This window comes from Corynebacterium hesseae (genome assembly GCF_037850265.1).
GTDB lineage: Bacteria > Actinomycetota > Actinomycetes > Mycobacteriales > Mycobacteriaceae > Corynebacterium > Corynebacterium hesseae.
This window is the reverse complement of the sequence record NZ_CP137211.1, coordinates 2307699-2325713: the sequence shown is the minus strand read 5'-3', so window position 1 is coordinate 2325713 and position 18015 is coordinate 2307699. Positions and strand designations below refer to the sequence as shown.

The window sequence follows — 18015 nt, the reverse complement described above, 5'->3', positions numbered from 1 at the left end:
CATGGCACGCAATTACGCCACACAATTAGTAGAAACCTTGGAAGCCCAGGGTGTGAAACGCATCTACGGCCTCGTCGGCGATTCCCTCAACCCCATCGTGGACGCAGTGCGGAAGTCCTCCATCGAATGGGTTCACGTTCGCAACGAGGAGGCCGCAGCGTTTGCCGCGGAGGCCGATTCCCTCACCACCGGCAACCTTGCCGTGTGCGCCGCATCCTGCGGCCCGGGAAATACGCACCTTATTCAGGGACTTTATGACGCCCACCGCAACGGCGCCAAGGTCCTCGCCCTGGCCAGCCACATTCCTTCCCGCCAGATCGGCTCGAAGTTCTTCCAAGAGACCCACCCGGAGGCCATCTTCCAAGAGTGCTCGAGCTACTGCGAGATGGTGAACTCCGCTGACCAAGGTGCCGTGGTCTTGCACCACGCCATCCAGAGCACCATGGCGGGCAAGGGAGTGTCCGTCCTCGTTATCCCGGGCGATGTGTCCACGCAGGAGGCCGAGGATGATACCTTCACCTCCTCTGTTATCTCCGCCGGCTGCCCGGTCGTCTTCCCGGATCCTGCCGAGGCCGCCGCATTGACCCAGGCCATCAACGAGGCCAAGACCGTCGCCCTCTTCGTCGGCGCCGGCGTGAAGAACGCCCGCGAGCAGGTCCTCGCGCTCGCCGAAAAGATCAAGGCCCCCATCGGCCACGCCCTGGGTGGCAAGATGTACATCCAGTACGACAACCCCTTCGACGTCGGCATGTCCGGCCTGCTCGGCTACGGTGCAGCACACGAGGCCACCCACGAAGCAGACCTGCTCATCCTGCTGGGCACGGACTTCCCCTACAACGACTTCCTGCCGGATGCCAACGTGGCGCAGGTTGACATCGACGGCTCCCACATCGGTCGCCGCACCCGCATCAAGTACCCGGTGACCGGTGATGTCGCCGCCACCATCGAGAACATCCTGCCGCACGTGGAGGAGAAGAAGGACCGCTCCTTCCTGGACAAGATGCTCAAGAAGCACTACGACAAGCTGAATCACGTAGTCGAGGCCTATACCTCCGGCGTGGAGAAGCACACCCCGATCCACCCGGAGTACATTGCCGATCTCATCGATCAGCAGGCCGATGAGGACGCCATCTTCACCGTCGATACCGGCATGTGCAATGTTTGGGGCGCGCGCTACATCACCCCGAATGGTAAGCGTGAGCAGATTGGTTCCTTCCGCCACGGCACCATGGCCAATGCTCTGCCGATGGCTCTCGGCGCGCAGGCGGCGAACCCGGGCCGCCAGGTCATTACGTTCTCCGGCGACGGCGGTCTGTCCATGCTCATGGGCGAGCTGCTCACGGTGAAGCTGCACAACCTGCCGGTGAAGATGTTTGTGTTCAATAACTCTTCCCTCGGCATGGTCAAGCTGGAGATGCTGGTCCAGGGCCTCCCGGAGCACGAGACCGACCACGAGCACGTGAACTACGCCAAGATTGCGGAGGGCGCGGGCATCAAGCACTTCCGCATCGAGGACCCGAAGGACGCGCCGCGCCTCATCAAGGAGGCCTTGGCCTACGACGGGCCTGTGCTTATCGACGTCGTCACCGACCCCAACGCCCTCTCCCTGCCACCCACACTGACCTTTGAGCAGCTGCTCGGCTTCTCCAAGGCGGCAACCCGCACCGTCTTCGGCGGCGGCGTGGGCCAGATGCTCACCATGGCGAAGTCCAACCTGCGCAACATCCCGCGCCCGCAGGACTTCTAAGCGGACTTTCGGCATTCGGCCGTGACCCCCGCCTTCCCTCCGGCATACTTTTCGCCGTGGGGAGGCGGGGGTTTGCTGTGCGGGGAGTTCTCGGCTTGCACCTGCCGCGACGTCAACTTCTAAGCTTCGTGTCATGAGCACGGACTACAGCGACTACAGCATTGGTGAGGTGGCCGCCATCCTCAAAGTCACCACTCGAACGTTGCGGCACTGGGATGAGATTGGGCTGCTGAGCCCGCAGTGGCGCACTGTGGGAGACCACCGTCTCTACACAGAAGACGACCTGCAGCGCGGTATGGACATTGTGATCTATCGCAGCGTGGGCATTGAGCTGAAGGACATCGCTGAGTTGTTGCAGGCGCCCGCCGCGTCCGCCGTGGATCGTCTCCGTGCTCAGCAGGCTGCCTTGCGGAAGCGGCGCGCCGATGTTGACGCGATGCTGCAGGCAGTGAACCGACTAATCAAGGAGACCGAAATGGATCAGAACCTTAGCGCGAGCCAAAAGGTAAAGAAGCTGGGTGACGCATGGCCCACGTTGCAGGAGGAAGCCCACGAGAAGTGGGGTGACAGCACAGAGTGGGCGGCCAGTGCGGCCGTCGCGGAATCGATGGGGAAGAAAGACTGGGAGGTATTCTCCGTGGAGCATGAACACTTTGCGGCCGAGCTAGAGGAGGCCGCGAAAGCGGGACTTGAGGCAGGCAGCGAGGAGGCGAAGGAGATCGTCGACAAGCACTGTGCTCTCATCGCCCAGTGGTACCCGGTGTCGAGGTCCAAGCAAGTGCTCCTGGCGCGCATGTATTGCGAGGATCCGCGCTTCGATGAGACCTACCGTGGCAACGCCGACTACCTGCGCCAGCTGATCGAGGCTCAAGCCCAGGCAGAAGGGCTGGATCTGGGTAATCTCGTGTGGGACTGATTTGTTCACAGCGCACGTCCAGACTCCGCTCAGTACCCTGGGAAGGCGTAGTGCAATACTTCTCACTTTGAATGAGAAACCCCCACGCCACCTAGTCATAGGAACAGCGGAGAAAGGACCAAAGCGGGACCATGGATGATTCAAAGGACGTCAAGGTACTTGTCGTCGATGACGAGCCGAATATCGTTGAACTACTTACTGTTTCCCTGAAGTTTCAGGGCTTCGATGTACACAGCGCCAACTCCGGCAACGAGGCTCTGCGCATTGCGCGTGAGATCAATCCCGACGCCTACATTATGGACGTCATGATGCCGGGCATGGACGGTTTTGAGCTGCTGGGCAAGCTGCGCGCAGAAGGCCTCGACGGCCCCGTCCTCTACCTCACCGCCAAGGACAGCGTGGATCAGCGCATCCATGGCTTGACCATTGGTGCGGATGATTACGTCACCAAACCCTTCAGCCTGGAGGAAGTCATCACCCGACTGCGCGTGATCCTGCGCCGCGGCAATGCGGTGGATGATCAGGATGGCAGCGCCACCATGACCTATGCCGACCTCACTCTCAACGATGACACCCATGAGGTCACCAAGGCCGGGGAGATCGTGGAGCTTTCGCCCACCGAGTTCAACCTGCTGCGCTACCTCATGCAAAACCGCGAGGTGGTGCTGTCCAAGTCCAAGATTCTGGACAACGTCTGGCACTACGATTTCGGCGGCGATGGCAACGTGGTCGAGTCCTACATCTCCTACCTGCGCCGCAAGATTGATACCGGCGATACACCGCTGATCCACACCGTCCGCGGCGTTGGTTATGTGCTGCGTACGCCGCGCACGTAGGTTCATCCACTATGAGCGAATCCCCCGCGAACACTCAGGGCTCGGATTCTGGATCCTCTTCGGTGCGGAATAGCGCCCTGCGCCGGCGCATGCAACGTCCTAAAGCGCTGCCCCTGCGCACGTGGCTGCTCGTCCTCATGGTTCTGGTTTCGGGCTTGGGCCTGGCTATGTCCTCCCTGGCGGTGTCGTCGATCATGCGCAATGTGCTCTACACCCGCGTGGACACTGAGCTCAATGACGCGATTGGCTCCTGGGCCAGCAACCTCGACGCGGCCTTTTATACCCCGCAGGACGGAAGCCGCCGACCCCCGACGGACTATGTAGCACTGGCGTATTATCCCGATGGTTCCGTGGTGACCACGCGGCCGATGGCGGGGTTGCCGGATGCCCGCTCGGTGGTCGTCGGCGGCGAGCCCACGAGTGTCCGCTCGGTTCAAGGCGAAACCGAATGGCGGGCCGTGGCGAAGCTCAAATCGGATGGTTCCGTGGTCGTCGTGGCCAAAGACATGACGACGGAGAACTCCATCCTTAAAGGCCTGGCCATTGTCCAGGTCATTATCGCGGCGTTGGTCATGCTCATCATCGCGTTGGTGGGCATGTGGCTCATCCACAGAGCCTTGCGTCCACTGCGCGTGGTGGAGAAAACGGCCTCCCAGATCGCGGCGGGCAACCTGGATAAACGCGTTCCTGAGTGGCCGCTGCACACCGAGGTGGGGCAGCTCGCCGCAGCGCTCAACGTCATGTTGACGCAATTGCAAAACTCCGTGCTCCATGCGCAGGAGAAGGAGCAACAGATGCGCCGCTTCGTCGGAGATGCCTCCCACGAGCTTCGCACCCCACTGACCAGCCTGCGCGGCTACACGGAGCTGTACCGCTCGGGGGCAACCCAAGACCCGGAGTTTGTCTTCAGCAAGATCGATGCTGAGTCGAAGCGCATGTCGCTGTTGGTGGAGGATCTGCTGGCCCTGACGCGCGCAGAGGGCTCGCGCCTCGACATGCGTGAGGTGGACATGTTGGAGCTCGTGCTCTCTGTGGGTTCTTCGGCGCGCGCGGCTTTTTCTGGCCGCACCATCAACGTCAACAACGAAGCCTCCGGGATTCCAATGGTCAACGGAGACCCGGACCGCTTGCACCAGGTATTGCTTAACCTGGTGTCCAACGGCATCCGTCACGGCGGTGATGAGGCGTCGGTGACGCTGACGTTGCGGGATGACGAGGAGCACGTGCTTATCGACGTTGCCGATGACGGCAAGGGCATCTCCCCCGAAGATGCAGCCCACATCTTTGAGCGCTTTTACCGTGCTGATACCTCACGAACCCGCGATACGGGTGGCTCGGGCTTGGGCTTGGCCATCGTGAAGTCCCTCGTGGAGCAGCACGGCGGTTCCATCTCCGTGGACTCTGAGCTGGGCAGCGGATCGGTCTTTACCGTCCAACTGCCCAAGGCGGCAGCTAGTTCCTAGCTGCCGAAAGGTAGCAGTCAGCTCTTAGCTGTCGCGGCGGCCATCCTCATCTGTGCCGAGGTGCTGGCGGATGCGCGCGGCGGCCTCGTCCATGGCGGCGGGGTCGGTGGCGTCGGCAGCGAAGGCCTTGGCGAAGTCGTAGTCTTCCATTTTCTCGGTGGGGAAGAGGTGGATGTGGGTATGCGGCACGTCGAAGCCGGCGATGATGTAGCCGGTACGTGGGGTATCAAAGGCCGTCTTAATGGCGCCACCGATCTCTAGAGCGATCTCGTTGAGGTGTGCCCAGGTTTCTGAATCGAGATCAGTCCACTTATCGACCTCCTCGACTGGCACCACCAAGGTGTGGCCATAACGCAGCGGCTCGATGGACAAAAACGCCACGCATTTCTCGTCGCGGTACACAAAGCGAGCTGGCAGCTCGCCCTCGATGATCTTTGTAAATACGGAAGACATGGCCCCTAGGCTACCGCCAGTTAAGATAGACGGCATGCGCATTCTCGTTATCGGTTCGGGCGGCCGCGAACACGCCCTGCTCACTGGCTTGAAAGCTGACCCCACTGTTACCGATCTGCACATCGCACCGGGCTCCCCGGCCCATGCGAAGCAGGCCACCGTCCACCCGGAGTATTCCCAGGTGGATGATCCTGCGCGCATGGTTGAACTAGCCGTGGACATCGCCGCTGACCTCGTCGTCATCGGGCCGGAGGTGCCACTGGTAAAAGGCGTCGCGGATGCACTGCGTGAGCGTGGCATTGCGGTCTTCGGGCCGTCGGCAAGCGCGGCGCAAATCGAGGGTTCCAAGGCCTTTGCCAAGGACGTCATGGCGGCTGCCGGCGTGCGCACCGCCCGCGCGGAGCAGCTCGCCCCTGGCGCAAGTGATGCGGACATCGAGGCCGCGCTCGACCGTTTCGGCCCGCACTTCGTGGTCAAGGACGATGGCCTAGCAGGCGGCAAGGGCGTGGTGGTGACCGAATCCCGCGAAGAAGCCCGCGCGCACGTCGACGCCGTCCATGCAGCCGGCAACCCGGTGCTGCTCGAGTCCTTCCTCGATGGCCCCGAGGTTTCCCTGTTCTGTCTCGTGGATGGTGAGACCGTCGTGCCGCTGCTGCCGGCGCAGGACCACAAGCGTGCCTATGACAACGATGAAGGCCCCAACACCGGCGGCATGGGTGCTTATACGCCGCTGCCGTGGCTGCCTGCCGACGGTACCCAGCGCATCGTCGACGAAGTCTGCGTCCCCGTGGCCAAGGAAATGGTCAAGCGCGGCACGCCGTACACCGGGCTGCTGTATGCGGGATTGGCCTGGGGCAAGGAAGGTCCGGCCGTCGTCGAATTCAACTGCCGTTTCGGTGACCCGGAAACGCAGGCGGTCTTGTCCCTTCTGAAGTCCCCACTGGGAGAGGTCCTGCACGCCACCGCGACAGGGCAACTCGCGGACCTTGCGCCGCTGGAGTGGGAGGAAGGCTACGCCGTTACCGTGGTGCTGGCTGCCGAGGGCTACCCGGCTTCCCCGCGCAAGGGTGATCCGATCACCTCGCCGGATCTTGATGATCCCACCCGCGTCCTCCACGCTGGCACCACCACGGGGGAGGGCGGATACGTGTCCAACGGTGGTCGTGTCCTCAACGTCCTCGGCCGCGGTGCCACCTTGGCCGACGCCCGCGCCGCCGCCTACGAGGTGCTCGACGGCATCAAGCTGGAGGGCAGCTTCTTCCGCAAGGACATTGCGTTGCCAGCGGAAAAGGGGCAGATCAGCATCTAATCCGCTGATAATGCCTCCTTTGGGGCAAGGCGTGGAATAATGAGCGACGTGGCTGAAAAGAAGAACATTTCCAACGTCCTGTCCGCTCGATACGCCTCCCCAGAAATGGCTGAAATCTGGTCCCCAGAACACAAGATCATTCTGGAGCGCCAGCTGTGGATCGCGGTGATGAAGGCGCAGAAGGATCTCGGCGTCGATATTCCCGCCCAGGCCATCGCCGCCTATGAGGCGCAGGTTGAGAACGTGGACCTTGCCTCGATTGCCCAGCGTGAGCGCGTCACGCGTCACGACGTCAAGGCACGCATCGAGGAATTCAACGCCCTGGCCGGCTGCGAGCACATTCACAAGGGAATGACCTCGCGCGACCTGACGGAAAACGTCGAGCAGCTGCAGATTCTGCGTTCCTTGGAGCTGGTGCGCAATAAGGCCATCGCTGTGGTCTCGCGCATTGGTGAGCACGCCGCGCAGTACCAGACGCTGGTGATGGCAGGCCGTTCCCACAACGTCGCTGCCCAGGCGACGACCTTGGGCAAGCGCTTCGCCTCGGCTGCCGACGAGCTCCTGCTCGGCATCGAGCGCGTGGAATCCCTGTTGAGCCGCTACCCGCTGCGCGGCATCAAGGGCCCGATGGGCACCTCGCAGGACATGCTTGACCTCATGGGAGGCTCCGAGGACAAGCTCGCCGCGCTGGAGACGCGCATTGCGGATCACCTGGGCTTCTCCCGCGTATTCAACTCGGTGGGCCAGGTTTACCCGCGCTCCCTCGACTTCGACGCTGTGTCTGCGCTCGTTGAACTGGGTGCTGCGCCCTCCTCGCTGGCCACGACCATCCGCCTGATGGCCGGCAACGAGACCGTGACTGAAGGATTCAAGGAAGGCCAGGTCGGCTCCTCCGCGATGCCGCACAAGATGAACGCCCGCTCCTGCGAGCGCGTGTGCGGTTTCCAGGTAATCCTGCGCGGCTACCTCACCATGGTGGCGGATCTGTCTGGCCAGCAGTGGAACGAGGGCGACGTGTTCTGCTCGGTGGTCCGCCGCGTGGCACTGCCGGATGCCTTCTTCGCCATTGACGGTATGTTTGAAACCTTCCTCACCGTGCTCGCGGAATTCGGTGCCTTCCCGGCGATGATCGACCGCGAACTGGAGCGTTACCTGCCCTTCCTTGCCACCACCCGCATCCTCATGGCGGCGGTGCGCGCGGGCGTGGGCCGCGAAACCGCGCACGAGGTCATCAAGGAAAACGCCGTCGCCGTGGCGCTCAACATGCGTGAGAATGGCGGGGAGCAGGATCTGATTGAGCGCCTGGCTGCCGACGAGCGCCTGCCGCTCGATGCTGCCGCCCTCGAGGCCGCGCTGTCGGACAAGCACGCTTTCATCGGCGCTGCCGAATCGCAGGTGAGCCAGATTCTGGGCCGCATCAAGGCGATTGCTGATCAGCACCCGCAGGCCGCCGCCTACACCCCGGGCGAAATCCTTTAGTTTCACCCCTTGGCGGTACGTTTCGATCAATTAAGGTTGCCAGCTCTTCAATTTTCTAGCCCCTATTTGATCGAAACGACCTCCCATCGGCGGCCGGACAACCCGGCACTAGCTCTTAGGCCATTCCAGGGATGCGCAGCACCGGCAGCTCGAAGCCGCCGAGGGATTTTCCGTTGGTAGCAAGGTAGCCGCCGATCATCAGAGCGGTGAGCACCGCCATGATGCCGAGAACCGTAGCACCCGTGGACGAGGTTTGCTGCTGCGTCGTCTTGCCCGGGATGGGTAGCTCCGGCACCGGCTGGATACCTTCCTGCGCACCGCGGCTGTGCAGCTCTTCCACGCACTCGGCAAAGGACTGCACCTGCGCTGCGTTGAAGGCATCGACGGCCTCCTTTTCCTGCGCCTGGTTTTCTGCCAGAGCGGCGCGCAGCTTGGGGCTGAAATCGCTACCCGTAGACAACAACGGCGCCGGGCCCTTCTCAGTCCGGGACTTCGCCGCATTGATCGAGTATTCGGCATCCCCCGGCAACAGCACCGATTCATCCTCCACCAGGTCCTCCGGGGCGGACGCGCCGACCATGATGATGACCATATCCGCGCCCGTGTAGCCGGCCTTGCCCAGCGCGGCCACCGTCGCCGCGTAGCCCGGAGCCTTGCTGATATCGCGCGAGGTGTACGCGGAGAAGTCCAGCTTCGGGAACTGCGCTTGAATCTTCTCCGAGGTCGCGCGGATGGTGTTGATGTAGCCCGCCCGGACGTCGCGGGCTAGTGCGCGATCCGTGGCGGACGCCGACATCGTGCACAGCCACTGTCCGTGGGCGGACTCGCGCACGGAGATGTCGGCTGCGTGCGCAGCGGGCACAGACAGGGTGGCGCCCACCAGCGCAGCGGAGGTCAAAAGGGAGGTCAGGCGAGAGTGCACGGGCTTAGCTCCTCGGGATTGGGATGTATCTTGAAGCAGTCTAGACGGGTCTAGAATGTATGTCATGCGTCCAGAACTTTCTTCCTATGCCCACATCGCCTCCGGCAAGGTGCGCGATATCTACGAAATCGATGACAGCACCCTGCTCATGGTGGTCTCCGACCGTATTTCCGCCTATGACCACGCCCTCGAGCCGGCCATCCCCGACAAGGGCCGCGTGCTCACGGCGACGTCGAAGTTCTTCTTCGACGCCATCGACTTCCCCAACCACCTGGCCGGAACGCTCGATGATGAGCGCATCCCCGAGGAAGTCCTCGGTCGCTCAATGGTCGTGCAGAAGCTCGACATGCTTCCCTTCGAATGCGTCGCCCGCGGCTACCTCACCGGCTCCGGACTCAAGGAGTACAAGGCATCCGGCAGCGTGTGCGGAGTCAAGCTGCCCGAGGGTCTGACCGAGGCTTCCCGCCTGCCCGAGCCCATCTTCACCCCAGCCACTAAGGCGGAGCAGGGCGAGCACGATGAGAACGTCTCCTTCGATGTCGTCGTGGACAAGCTCGGCCGCGAACGAGCCGAAGAGCTGCGCGATGCCACCCTGCGCATTTATGCCAAGGCCGCCGCGTTGGCGGAGGAGAAGGGCATTATTTTGGCGGATACGAAGTTCGAGTTTGGCGTCGACAAGCACGGCACTTTGGTCTTGGCCGATGAAGTCCTCACCCCGGACTCCTCGCGCTACTGGCCGGCCGATACCTATGAAGAAGGCAAGGTCCAGCCTTCCTTTGATAAGCAGTACGTTCGCGATTGGCTCACCAATTCCGGCTGGGACAAGGAGTCCACGCCGCCGCGCTTGCCGGACGACGTTGTCCAGGCCACCCGCGCGCGCTATGTTGAGGCCTTTGAGCGCCTGTCCGGAACCACCTTTTAAGGAGGCTGAATGAACGCACCGATTGCTGCCAAGCGCCCCATCACGCGAGAGTTCCACGGCCGCAGTTTCGTCGATAACTACGAGTGGCTGCGTGAGAAAGACGCCCCGGAGACCCGCGAATACCTCGAGGCCGAAAACGCCTATACCCAAGAGCGCACCGCACACCTGGACACCTTGACGGAGAACATCTTCACCGAGGTCAAGTCCCGCATCAAGCAGACGGACATGTCCGTGCCCCAGCGTCGCGGCAAGTACTGGTACTACGGCCGCACCGAGGAAGGTAAGGAGTACGGCTATAGCTGCCGCATCCCGGTGTCGGAAGGCTCCGATCCGTGGACCCCGCCGACCATCCTGGAGACGGGGGCACCGGAAGGGGAGCAGGTGCTTCTCGACGTCAACGCGCTCGCCGAAGGCCACGACTTCTTCGCCCTGGGCGCTTCTTCGGTGAGCGATTCGGGTGACCTGCTGGCCTATTCGGTCGACGTGGCTGGCGATGAGCGCTTTGAGCTCTTCATCAAGGACTTGCGCACGGGCGAGCTATTGGAGGACCGCCTGGAAGGCATCTTCTACGGTGCGACGTGGGTAGGGGAGGAATTCATCTTCTACACCACCGTGGATGATGCATGGCGCCCGGATACGGTGTGGCGCCATCGCGTGGGTACCCCGCAGTCGGAGGATGTCGTGGTCATGCGCGAGGAGGATTCGCGTTTCGGCATCGGCGTGGGCACGACCCGCAGCGAGAAGTACATCATGATCGTGTCGAGCTCGAAGATGACGAGTGAGGCATGGGTACTCGAGCAGGACAACCCGGAGGGGGAGTTCAGCTGTTTGTGGGCGCGCGAATCCGGAGTGGACTACGACGTTGATCACGCCGTGGTGAGTGGTACCGATTATTGGGTGGTCACGCACAACGTGACCGGACCGAACTTTGAGTTGGGCTATTGCCCGGTCGGTGAGGAACTTCCCTCTTTGCGTGAGCTCACCGTGCTCATGCCTCACGATGATGAGGTTCGCTTGCAGGGCGTTGATTGCTACCGCGACCACATCGTCGTGGCCTACCGTCGGGGCGGGATCGGCCGGGCAGCGATTATGGATGTGCGGGAAGGCTGGGCGCGCCTCAGCGAGCTCAACTTCAACGAGGAGCTCTATACCGTCGGTGTGGCCGGCAACCCGGAGTGGGATGCGCCGGTGCTGCGCGTGAGCTATACCTCCTTCATCCAGCCCGCACAGCTCTTTGACTACCGCGTGGCTACGGGCGAGTACACGCTGCTGAAGGAACAGGAAGTCCCGGGCGGCTATGACAAGGACGAGTACGTGGCCTACCGCGTCTGGTCTGAAGCACCCGATGGGACGAAGGTGCCGGTGTCCATCGTGCACCGCGCGGACCTGGACCGCACGCAACCGAACCCGACGTTGCTTTATGGCTACGGTTCCTACGAGGCGAATATGGACCCGTACTTCTCGGTCTTCCGTTTGTCTCTCATGGACCGCGGCATGATCTTCGCCATGGCGCACGTTCGCGGTGGCGGCGAGATGGGCCGCAACTGGTACGACGACGGCAAGATGCTGGCCAAGAAAAACACGTTTACGGACTTCATCGCGGTGGCGGATGACCTCATCGCGCGCCGAGTGACCACGCCTTCACAACTTGTTGCTGAAGGTGGCTCGGCCGGTGGCCTGCTCATGGGCGCGGTGGCAAACATGGCGCCGGATAGGTTTAAGGCCATCGAGGCGAACGTGCCCTTCGTCGACCCGCTGACGTCCATTCTCATGCCGGAGCTACCACTCACGGTGGTGGAGTGGGAGGAATGGGGCGACCCGTACCACGATCCGGAGGTCTACGACTACATGGCCTCCTATGCGCCATACGAAAACATCGCTCCGCAGAAATACCCGAATATTCTGGCGTTGACCTCGCTCAATGACACCCGCGTGCTGTATGTTGAGCCGGCGAAGTGGGTGGCCAAGCTGCGTGACGTTGCCACCGGCGGCGAATTCCTCCTCAAGACGGAGATGGCCGCCGGCCACGGTGGTGTGTCCGGACGCTATGCCCAGTGGCGGCAGGCGGCTTTCGAGTACGCGTGGCTGATTAACCAAGCTACGGGGGCGGAGGCTTAAGCATCACCCCCGCTCGGCGCGCGGCGGCGCGGTGGCTGTGCGATAATTTTCCTTATGCATGGCCACCTTTTGGTTTCGATTTCCAGTATCTTCGACGACACCCGAAGGCAGGCCGCTGACCTGCTGGAGCAGTTCGATAAAGCGGATATCCCGGTGTCCTTGCTCGTAGCGCCACACATTGATGGCAATTGGCACCTGGCTAAGGATGAGTCGACGCGATCGTGGTTGCGTGATCAAGCCGAAGGCGGCCGCGTGCTCATTCTCAACGGCTTCGACCAGGCGGTTCAAGGGCGTCGCGCGGAGTTCGCGAACTTGGATGCGCACGAGGCACGCCTGCGCCTGAAGGGGGCGACGCGACAGATGGCAAAGATCGGCTTTGAGCCCACTATCTTTGCGCCGCCGCGCTGGCGTATGTCGGAGGGAACACTAGAAGTTCTTCCTGAGTTTGATTTTGACTTTGCTGCATCCACCCGCGGCATCCACGACCTTCGCTCCGGCGAGCTCCACCAAGCACGCAACCTGTCTTTTGGTGAGGGCTTTGGTTCGGCCAAGTGGTGGCGCCGCAACATCATCCGCGCCGCGGAACGCTCCGCTGAGCGCGGCAATACCGTGCGCCTGTCCATTTCCGGCCGCAATCTTGGTGACCGTAAGGTCGTCTCTGATTTCCTCAAGGCGGCCGAGCGCGCCGCTGCCGCAGGTGCGCGGCCTGCGGACTATTCAGTCTTCATGCACGCCGAATAGCCCACCAACCTCTTTTCTTTTCTAGCGCGTACTCGGTACAACATGGGGAAGTTGGAGACTCCACGTCTCGGTGGTGTTGCGTCAACTTTTACTTGGAAAAGCCAGTTCTTGTGGCTAGCTTCAAACAGATCATCGCGATGTGCATTGAAGGTGATGGGGTCTTTACGCGTTTACAGCCAACTGCCCGTCCAACACATGCAGATAAGCGTTTGGTGCTCTTGGGACAGAGGTTTAAAAGCGTTCATTTGCTTGAAAATACTGTTTTGCTGCGGTCATTAAATGCGCCAGCTTCTCATACGGGCGCGTACGAAGGTACGGTTCCCTCTCGAATTAGGTGTGGTTCATTGAAAGCTTGTGCCCCCAGGAGGTTTTCCTGGGGGCACACGCGCGTTTCTCTTAGCTCTTTAGAACCAAGAAAGTTAGGGCCAATCTACTTAACAACAATCTTTACCATTACCGGCTCGTCATTCACGGTTACTTCCTGACTACCCTCGAGCGCTCGCGCGGAGGAAAGGCTGGAAAGCCCCGAACAAGATGCGTTGATGGTATGCGAACCAGGTTCCAACGCGTAGAAGTACACGCCTTTGGCATTAGTCGTGTGTACCTTTTCCTGCGAAAGACCAATAAGCTTACATTCGCCTGCCGGGTTACCACTGGAGGTTACAACTTGAATCGTTGATTCTCCTGCATTGGGCTTGGTCTGCCCATCGTTGGGGAGACCTTGGCCGACACTGATTGCAACAACTAGGGAAATAATGCCCAGAACGGTACCAATGAATCCCAGAAGATTACTGGGGTTATTAATGAGAGCTTGAACCTGAGCTGGAACTGGGATCTGTGGTTGCATTGTTTTGGATCTCCTTAGTAGATTTCCGAAGTGAGAACTTCATGAGTGTCTTTTGCAGGGGAGAGATGATGATGTGTGGGGTGAGCTGGGGTAAGTCCCTTTCATCTTGTAGTGAATTATGAGGCATCGGAAAGGGCCGTGCAACCGTCAGGCGGTTTGATGTTGCCTTGTGTTGCCCCCCAATAGGGGAGGAGTGGCCTCTTGTTTCATCGGGTCCGACTGGCCGGCTGCGCTGGGGATCCTATATAGGTTGTCAACCTTGTGGGTGGGTTAGTTTTCTCCGCGGGAGCTATATGGACACGCTCGTTGTTTCCGGGCATGACTTTGAAGCTCATCCATGACGGACAAACCTTGGGACACTTCAGACCGGTGGGTTCGACACCCACACCGAAGAACCTGTAGCGCCACTGGAGTTAGCCAAGTAACAAGACTTCGGACGCCAAGGAGAAAAGCACCACGCGCTGCTTGGGCGAAAGAAGAACTCAAACGGCGCGGCCGGCCAGACGGAGATCAGCCACATACGACGCCCACATCGGCGACGAATGGATCCAGCTTAGACGTAAGAAATGGCTGGGTCGGGCGCTCCTAAATCCACGCGAAATGTCCCTTAAGCTCGGAGAAAAATGACCTTGAGTCCAAGGCTTACATGCAAAACGCACACATTAAATTCAGGAGAGCGCTTTATTCAGACTCGGTTGGGGCACAGGCAGCAGCAATGATGCCGAGGACTGCCAACAGACCAATGCCACCAGCAGCGTACTGAGCTTCGCGTGGAATGTTGCGCGTGACGTTGTACGTCAGCGACTCAATTTGCTTCTGTACCGGTTCAAGACCCGGGATGTTGAACTGCGCGCTGGCGTTACCGAGGAAGGCCAGCGGAATGGCAAGTGCTGCTGGGATGGTGAGGCCGAGGACCGTCGGCAAGCAGCGCTCACTCACAGAGGAACCACCGGCGGGGGCGGCTGGCTTGTCGCCGGACTTGACGGTTTCTGAGGTGCCGTCGGTGTACGTGATGACGAGGTTACCGTCGGTATCCGTGGTCACGGACTCAATGCCGCGGCCGTCTTTGCCGTCTTTACCATTTGCGCCATCGAAGCCATCGCGGCCCGGCGTGCCCTGGTCGCCCTTCGAACCGGCGAGGGCACCGAGAATCTCAGAGGTGCCGTCGGTGTAGGTGACGACCACCTCGCCCTTGTCGTTGGTGGTCACGGACTTGATACCACGGCCGTCCTTACCGTCCTGGCCGGCGTCGCCCTTGTCGCCCTTAGGGCCCTTGTCGCCATCGTTACCGTCGGTACCGTCTTGGCCGTCCTTGCCATCGGCGCCGACGACCTTGCCAACGTTCTGCTCTTCGCCATCAGTGAACGTCACAATGAGTTCACCCTTGTCGTTGATGCGAACAGACTCGATGCCGCGGCCGTCCTTGCCCGGCTCACCCTTGTCGCCCTTCGGACCAGAAACCTTGCCGGCGTTCTCGGTGGTGCCATCGGTGTAAGTGATGATGAGGTCACCCTCGTTGTTGGTGGTCACGGACTTAATTCCGCGGCCGTCCTTACCGTCCTGGCCGGCATCGCCCTTGTCGCCCTTAGGGCCCTTGTCGCCGTCTTGCCCGTCCTTGCCATCGGCGCCGACGACCTTGCCAGCATCCTCGGTGGTGCCGTCGGTGTAGGTGATGATGAGATGACCATTGTCGTCAATGGTGACGGACTTGATGCCGCGGGCATCGTCAGTCGGCGCTGGGTCTTCGGACGGGGTGCAGTCCTTGAGCTCATCCGCAGAGCGTTTCACTGTTGCGAGGTTAAAGCCCACCTTGACCGGGTCGTGGTCGGAAGAGCGGTAGGGGTTATCGGCCTCGAAGACATCGCCGCCGGTGTAGTTGCGGCGGGAGTACTCCATGGCAATCGGCTCATCGGAGTTGATGTTCCACGTCTGCGCGGCCTGGGCGTCGACATGCTCGTTGGCCAGGATGTGGTCGAGGGAGCCGAGGCGGCCGGAGAACTGGTAGGAGGCCACGTCCTGCCAGTCCTCTTGCGCGTTGAGCTCTTCTACCGGGATGGTGTAGCCGGCGTTGCGGAAGACGGAGATGGCGTCTTCCTTGGAGTAAGCGTTCAAGTCACCCATGACGAAGGTGGCCTTCTCCTGCCACTGCGGCTGCTTGGACAAACCATCGAGGACGGCCTGCGCGTGGGCATTGCGCACGTTCGGGTTATTGCCCTGGCCGTCGCCGGTGTCCTTGTCACCGTTAGCCACGGAGCCCTTGGACTTGAAATGGTTGGTGACCACCACGAAGGAATCTGGGCCCTCAGCAGCGCACCTCTCGGAGACAGGCTGGAACTCCGCGGCGAGCGGGGTGCGGGCGGTGCCCTTGAAACGGGCGTCCTCAAGCAGCGTAGCCTCACCTACCGGCTTAACACGGTCCTTCTTGTAGATGATCGCGGTGCGGATGACGTCCGTGTCGGCCGCAGAGTTCGCTGGGGCCTTGACGTAATCCCACTTCTCAGAACCCGCGCGGGAGTTGAGTTCATCTACGAGGTACTTCACGGCATCGTCGTAGGAGCCGCCCACGGTGTTCGCGGCGTTTTCGATCTCCGACAAGCCAATGACATCGGCATCGAGGCCCTCCAGTGCGGTGAGGATCTTGCCCTTCTGATCGTTGAACGCAGACTCCGACCACGCGCCGCGGAAGGTGCCGCTATCAGAACCCACACCGTTACCGAAACGGTCCTTGTACGCCTTCGCGCCGTTGTCCTCACCCAAGTTGATGAAGAAGTTGAGCACGTTAAACGCCGCCACGGTGTAATCGCCAGCCACCTGCGGGGCTTCTGGGCGAGCCGGGTCCCACGTAATCGGCAGGTCTGCGGTTACGGAGTCACCCGTAATCATCGAGGTGGGCTGGAAGCGCCACTGCTCGTGGCCGTATCCCAGGATCACACCGGAGTCCGCGAACTCCACCTGGTTGGTGGTGCGGATGGTCTTCACATCCGAGCCGTTTTGCATGATGTAGGGCAGCTTCGTGGATGCACCATCGCGGGAGAAGTCGCGCGTGGAGCCGTCATCCAAGATGACGTACTTCGCCGCGTTAGAGGCTTCCATGTCCTTTTGTTCCTGAGTACCCGGGGAGACGATATCGGTAGGTTGGCGCAGCGCCTCCGTACCCGGGGCTAGGCCCAACTCGCCGTAGCGGTTGAGGCCGTAGTTGTCGGTCACCGTGTGTACACCGGGCTTGAGCAGCATGGACTCGAGCTTCTCGCGGGCCTCGTCACCTTCCGGTAAGGCGTCGATGGCGAGCGGGGTGACGGGATCGAGTGCGGTGTCGAGGACGGAGCCTTGGGTCAGGGCGATTTGGCTCTGCCCGTAGTACTCGTCGACGGAGCCAGTAACCTCGACGGATTCCCCAATCTTTGGGTAGAAGCCGGTGCCGCCGGTGTAGACGAAGATGGCCTCCGAAGCTTCGGTCGGCGCGGTCTGGCCCGTGCCCGGGGTCTGAATGGTGAAGCCGTTGAGGGACTTCTCGCCCTGCCACACGGCGGTGACAACGCCCTGGGTGGTGACGTTCTGGCCTTTGAGTGGGGACTCCGTGCCGGTGCCCTGGATTTCCGGGATGGTGACAGTGGAACCCGGCTCGGCCGGCTGCGGTTCCTCCGGCGCGGTGGCGCCGCCGCCGGAGGAGGTAGGAGTCGGGGCGGCGGTGCTGAAGTCGGCGGCGTTGTCGTCGGTGTCGGTGCCGGCGTCATCACGCTGCGCGGAGGTGGTGTTGCTCAAGGAAGAGGTGGGGGAGCCCTCGCTAAGCGACGCCTCCCCGTACCCCACGAGGTCTACCTCGGCCCCGGAGGCGTCGTAAAGCTTGACCGAGCCCTTGGAGCCGGACATGCTGAGACCGCCCTCTGCATCCGGGGTGGGCAGCGGATCGCCTTCGCCGCCGCCACCTTCCTGGATGAGGAAGTAGCCGCCAGCCGGGATGGAACCGGACAGCTCGTGTTTTCCACCGGAGTTGCCCTTGGAGGAGAAGTACTCCACGGACCATCCGGTGAGGTCGATGGCGGAACCCGTTGGGTTGTAGAGCTCGATGAAGTCGTTGGTGAAGGGGGCGTTCTTGTTGCCGCCGCCACCGTAGACCTCAGAGATAACGGCGTTGGAGCCGTCCGCCGCCGCACTGGCCTGAGGCGCGACGATGCAGGTAGAGACAAGGGCAGCGATGGCGAGTGAGCCAATGCGTGTGAGATGCATGAGAGGTTCCTTGGATAGGTGAGAACAGGACAATG

At 61.5% G+C, this 18015-nt stretch carries 13 protein-coding genes and 1 pseudogene; 10 read left to right on the top strand and 4 right to left on the bottom strand.

Annotated elements, in window-relative coordinates; all coding sequences use genetic code 11:
• Nucleotide 1 precedes the first annotated feature (1 nt).
• The 4 genes from R3O64_RS10965 (at nt 2) to R3O64_RS10950 (ending at nt 4962) form a co-directional block, all read left to right on the top strand.
• Nucleotides 2-1747, top strand: a complete 1746-nt coding sequence (locus R3O64_RS10965) for a pyruvate dehydrogenase (protein WP_339016907.1) — start codon at nt 2-4, stop codon at nt 1745-1747.
• A gap of 133 nt (nt 1748-1880) precedes the next feature.
• Nucleotides 1881-2663: a MerR family transcriptional regulator gene (locus R3O64_RS10960; RefSeq protein WP_339016906.1), complete on the top strand. Its 783-nt coding sequence runs from the start codon at nt 1881-1883 to the stop codon at nt 2661-2663.
• Between the two features lie 131 nt (nt 2664-2794).
• On the top strand, nt 2795-3499 hold the full coding sequence (locus R3O64_RS10955; RefSeq protein ID WP_070522860.1) for a response regulator transcription factor: 705 nt from the start codon (nt 2795-2797) through the stop codon (nt 3497-3499).
• Nucleotides 3500-3510: 11 nt separating this feature from the next.
• The gene (locus tag R3O64_RS10950; RefSeq protein WP_144268914.1) at nt 3511-4962 is read left to right on the top strand and encodes a sensor histidine kinase; all 1452 of its coding nucleotides are present in this window, start codon (nt 3511-3513) and stop codon (nt 4960-4962) included.
• A gap of 24 nt (nt 4963-4986) precedes the next feature.
• Here R3O64_RS10950 and R3O64_RS10945 read toward each other — a convergent pair whose 3' ends face one another.
• Entirely contained in the window at nt 4987-5415 is a 429-nt protein-coding gene (locus R3O64_RS10945; protein ID WP_046649286.1) for an HIT family protein, read from the bottom strand.
• Nucleotides 5416-5449: 34 nt separating this feature from the next.
• On the opposite strand from R3O64_RS10945, the gene purD reads away from it, so the two are divergent.
• Nucleotides 5450-6724, top strand: coding sequence for a phosphoribosylamine--glycine ligase (gene purD / locus R3O64_RS10940; RefSeq protein WP_339016905.1), 1275 nt, complete (start codon nt 5450-5452; stop codon nt 6722-6724).
• A 39-nt stretch (nt 6725-6763) separates the two neighbouring features.
• Nucleotides 6764-8203: an adenylosuccinate lyase gene (gene purB / locus R3O64_RS10935; protein ID WP_070532348.1), complete on the top strand. Its 1440-nt coding sequence runs from the start codon at nt 6764-6766 to the stop codon at nt 8201-8203.
• A 115-nt stretch (nt 8204-8318) separates the two neighbouring features.
• On the opposite strand, the gene R3O64_RS10930 is transcribed toward purB, so the two are convergent.
• On the bottom strand, nt 8319-9125 hold the full coding sequence (locus R3O64_RS10930) for a serine/threonine protein kinase (protein ID WP_339016904.1): 807 nt from the start codon (nt 9123-9125) through the stop codon (nt 8319-8321).
• A gap of 64 nt (nt 9126-9189) precedes the next feature.
• Between R3O64_RS10930 and R3O64_RS10925 the strand changes: the two genes are divergently transcribed.
• The 3 genes from R3O64_RS10925 to R3O64_RS10915 are packed head-to-tail and all read left to right on the top strand — an operon-like array spanning nt 9190 to nt 12906.
• On the top strand, nt 9190-10047 hold the full coding sequence (locus R3O64_RS10925) for a phosphoribosylaminoimidazolesuccinocarboxamide synthase (protein ID WP_339016903.1): 858 nt from the start codon (nt 9190-9192) through the stop codon (nt 10045-10047).
• Nucleotides 10048-10056: 9 nt separating this feature from the next.
• Nucleotides 10057-12165 carry a S9 family peptidase gene (locus R3O64_RS10920; protein ID WP_339016902.1) on the top strand — a complete coding sequence of 703 codons (2109 nt, stop codon included), beginning with the start codon at nt 10057-10059 and terminating at the stop codon, nt 12163-12165.
• Nucleotides 12166-12219: 54 nt separating this feature from the next.
• Nucleotides 12220-12906 (top strand): DUF2334 domain-containing protein, encoded by a 687-nt coding sequence (locus R3O64_RS10915; protein WP_339016901.1) that lies wholly within the window; start codon nt 12220-12222, stop codon nt 12904-12906.
• 430 nt (nt 12907-13336) lie between these two features.
• Here the strand turns inward: R3O64_RS10915 and R3O64_RS10910 are convergent, their stop codons facing one another.
• Nucleotides 13337-13753: a hypothetical protein gene (locus R3O64_RS10910; protein ID WP_339016900.1), complete on the bottom strand. Its 417-nt coding sequence runs from the start codon at nt 13751-13753 to the stop codon at nt 13337-13339.
• Between the two features lie 380 nt (nt 13754-14133).
• Between R3O64_RS10910 and R3O64_RS12895 the strand changes: the two are divergent.
• A pseudogene (locus tag R3O64_RS12895) lies at nt 14134-14342 on the top strand (IS256 family transposase); the annotation flags it as partial.
• A 92-nt stretch (nt 14343-14434) separates the two neighbouring features.
• Here R3O64_RS12895 and R3O64_RS10905 read toward each other — a convergent pair.
• Nucleotides 14435-17980: an ExeM/NucH family extracellular endonuclease gene (locus tag R3O64_RS10905; protein WP_339016899.1), complete on the bottom strand. Its 3546-nt coding sequence runs from the start codon at nt 17978-17980 to the stop codon at nt 14435-14437.
• Nucleotides 17981-18015 lie beyond the last annotated feature (35 nt).

Bases quoted from the DNA above. Each gene is read 5' to 3' on its own strand.
- R3O64_RS10965 (WP_339016907.1), top strand. From the start codon at position 2: ATGGCACGCAATTACGCCACACAATTAGTAGAAACCTTGGAAGCCCAG.
- R3O64_RS10960 (WP_339016906.1), top strand. From the start codon at position 1,881: ATGAGCACGGACTACAGCGACTACAGCATTGGTGAGGTGGCCGCCATC.
- R3O64_RS10955 (WP_070522860.1), top strand. From the start codon at position 2,795: ATGGATGATTCAAAGGACGTCAAGGTACTTGTCGTCGATGACGAGCCG.
- R3O64_RS10950 (WP_144268914.1), top strand. From the start codon at position 3,511: ATGAGCGAATCCCCCGCGAACACTCAGGGCTCGGATTCTGGATCCTCT.
- R3O64_RS10945 (WP_046649286.1), bottom strand. From the start codon at position 5,415: ATGTCTTCCGTATTTACAAAGATCATCGAGGGCGAGCTGCCAGCTCGC.
- purD (WP_339016905.1), top strand. From the start codon at position 5,450: ATGCGCATTCTCGTTATCGGTTCGGGCGGCCGCGAACACGCCCTGCTC.
- purB (WP_070532348.1), top strand. From the start codon at position 6,764: ATGAGCGACGTGGCTGAAAAGAAGAACATTTCCAACGTCCTGTCCGCT.
- R3O64_RS10925 (WP_339016903.1), top strand. From the start codon at position 9,190: ATGCGTCCAGAACTTTCTTCCTATGCCCACATCGCCTCCGGCAAGGTG.
- R3O64_RS10920 (WP_339016902.1), top strand. From the start codon at position 10,057: ATGAACGCACCGATTGCTGCCAAGCGCCCCATCACGCGAGAGTTCCAC.
- R3O64_RS10915 (WP_339016901.1), top strand. From the start codon at position 12,220: ATGCATGGCCACCTTTTGGTTTCGATTTCCAGTATCTTCGACGACACC.
- R3O64_RS10910 (WP_339016900.1), bottom strand. From the start codon at position 13,753: ATGCAACCACAGATCCCAGTTCCAGCTCAGGTTCAAGCTCTCATTAAT.
- R3O64_RS10905 (WP_339016899.1), bottom strand. From the start codon at position 17,980: ATGCATCTCACACGCATTGGCTCACTCGCCATCGCTGCCCTTGTCTCT.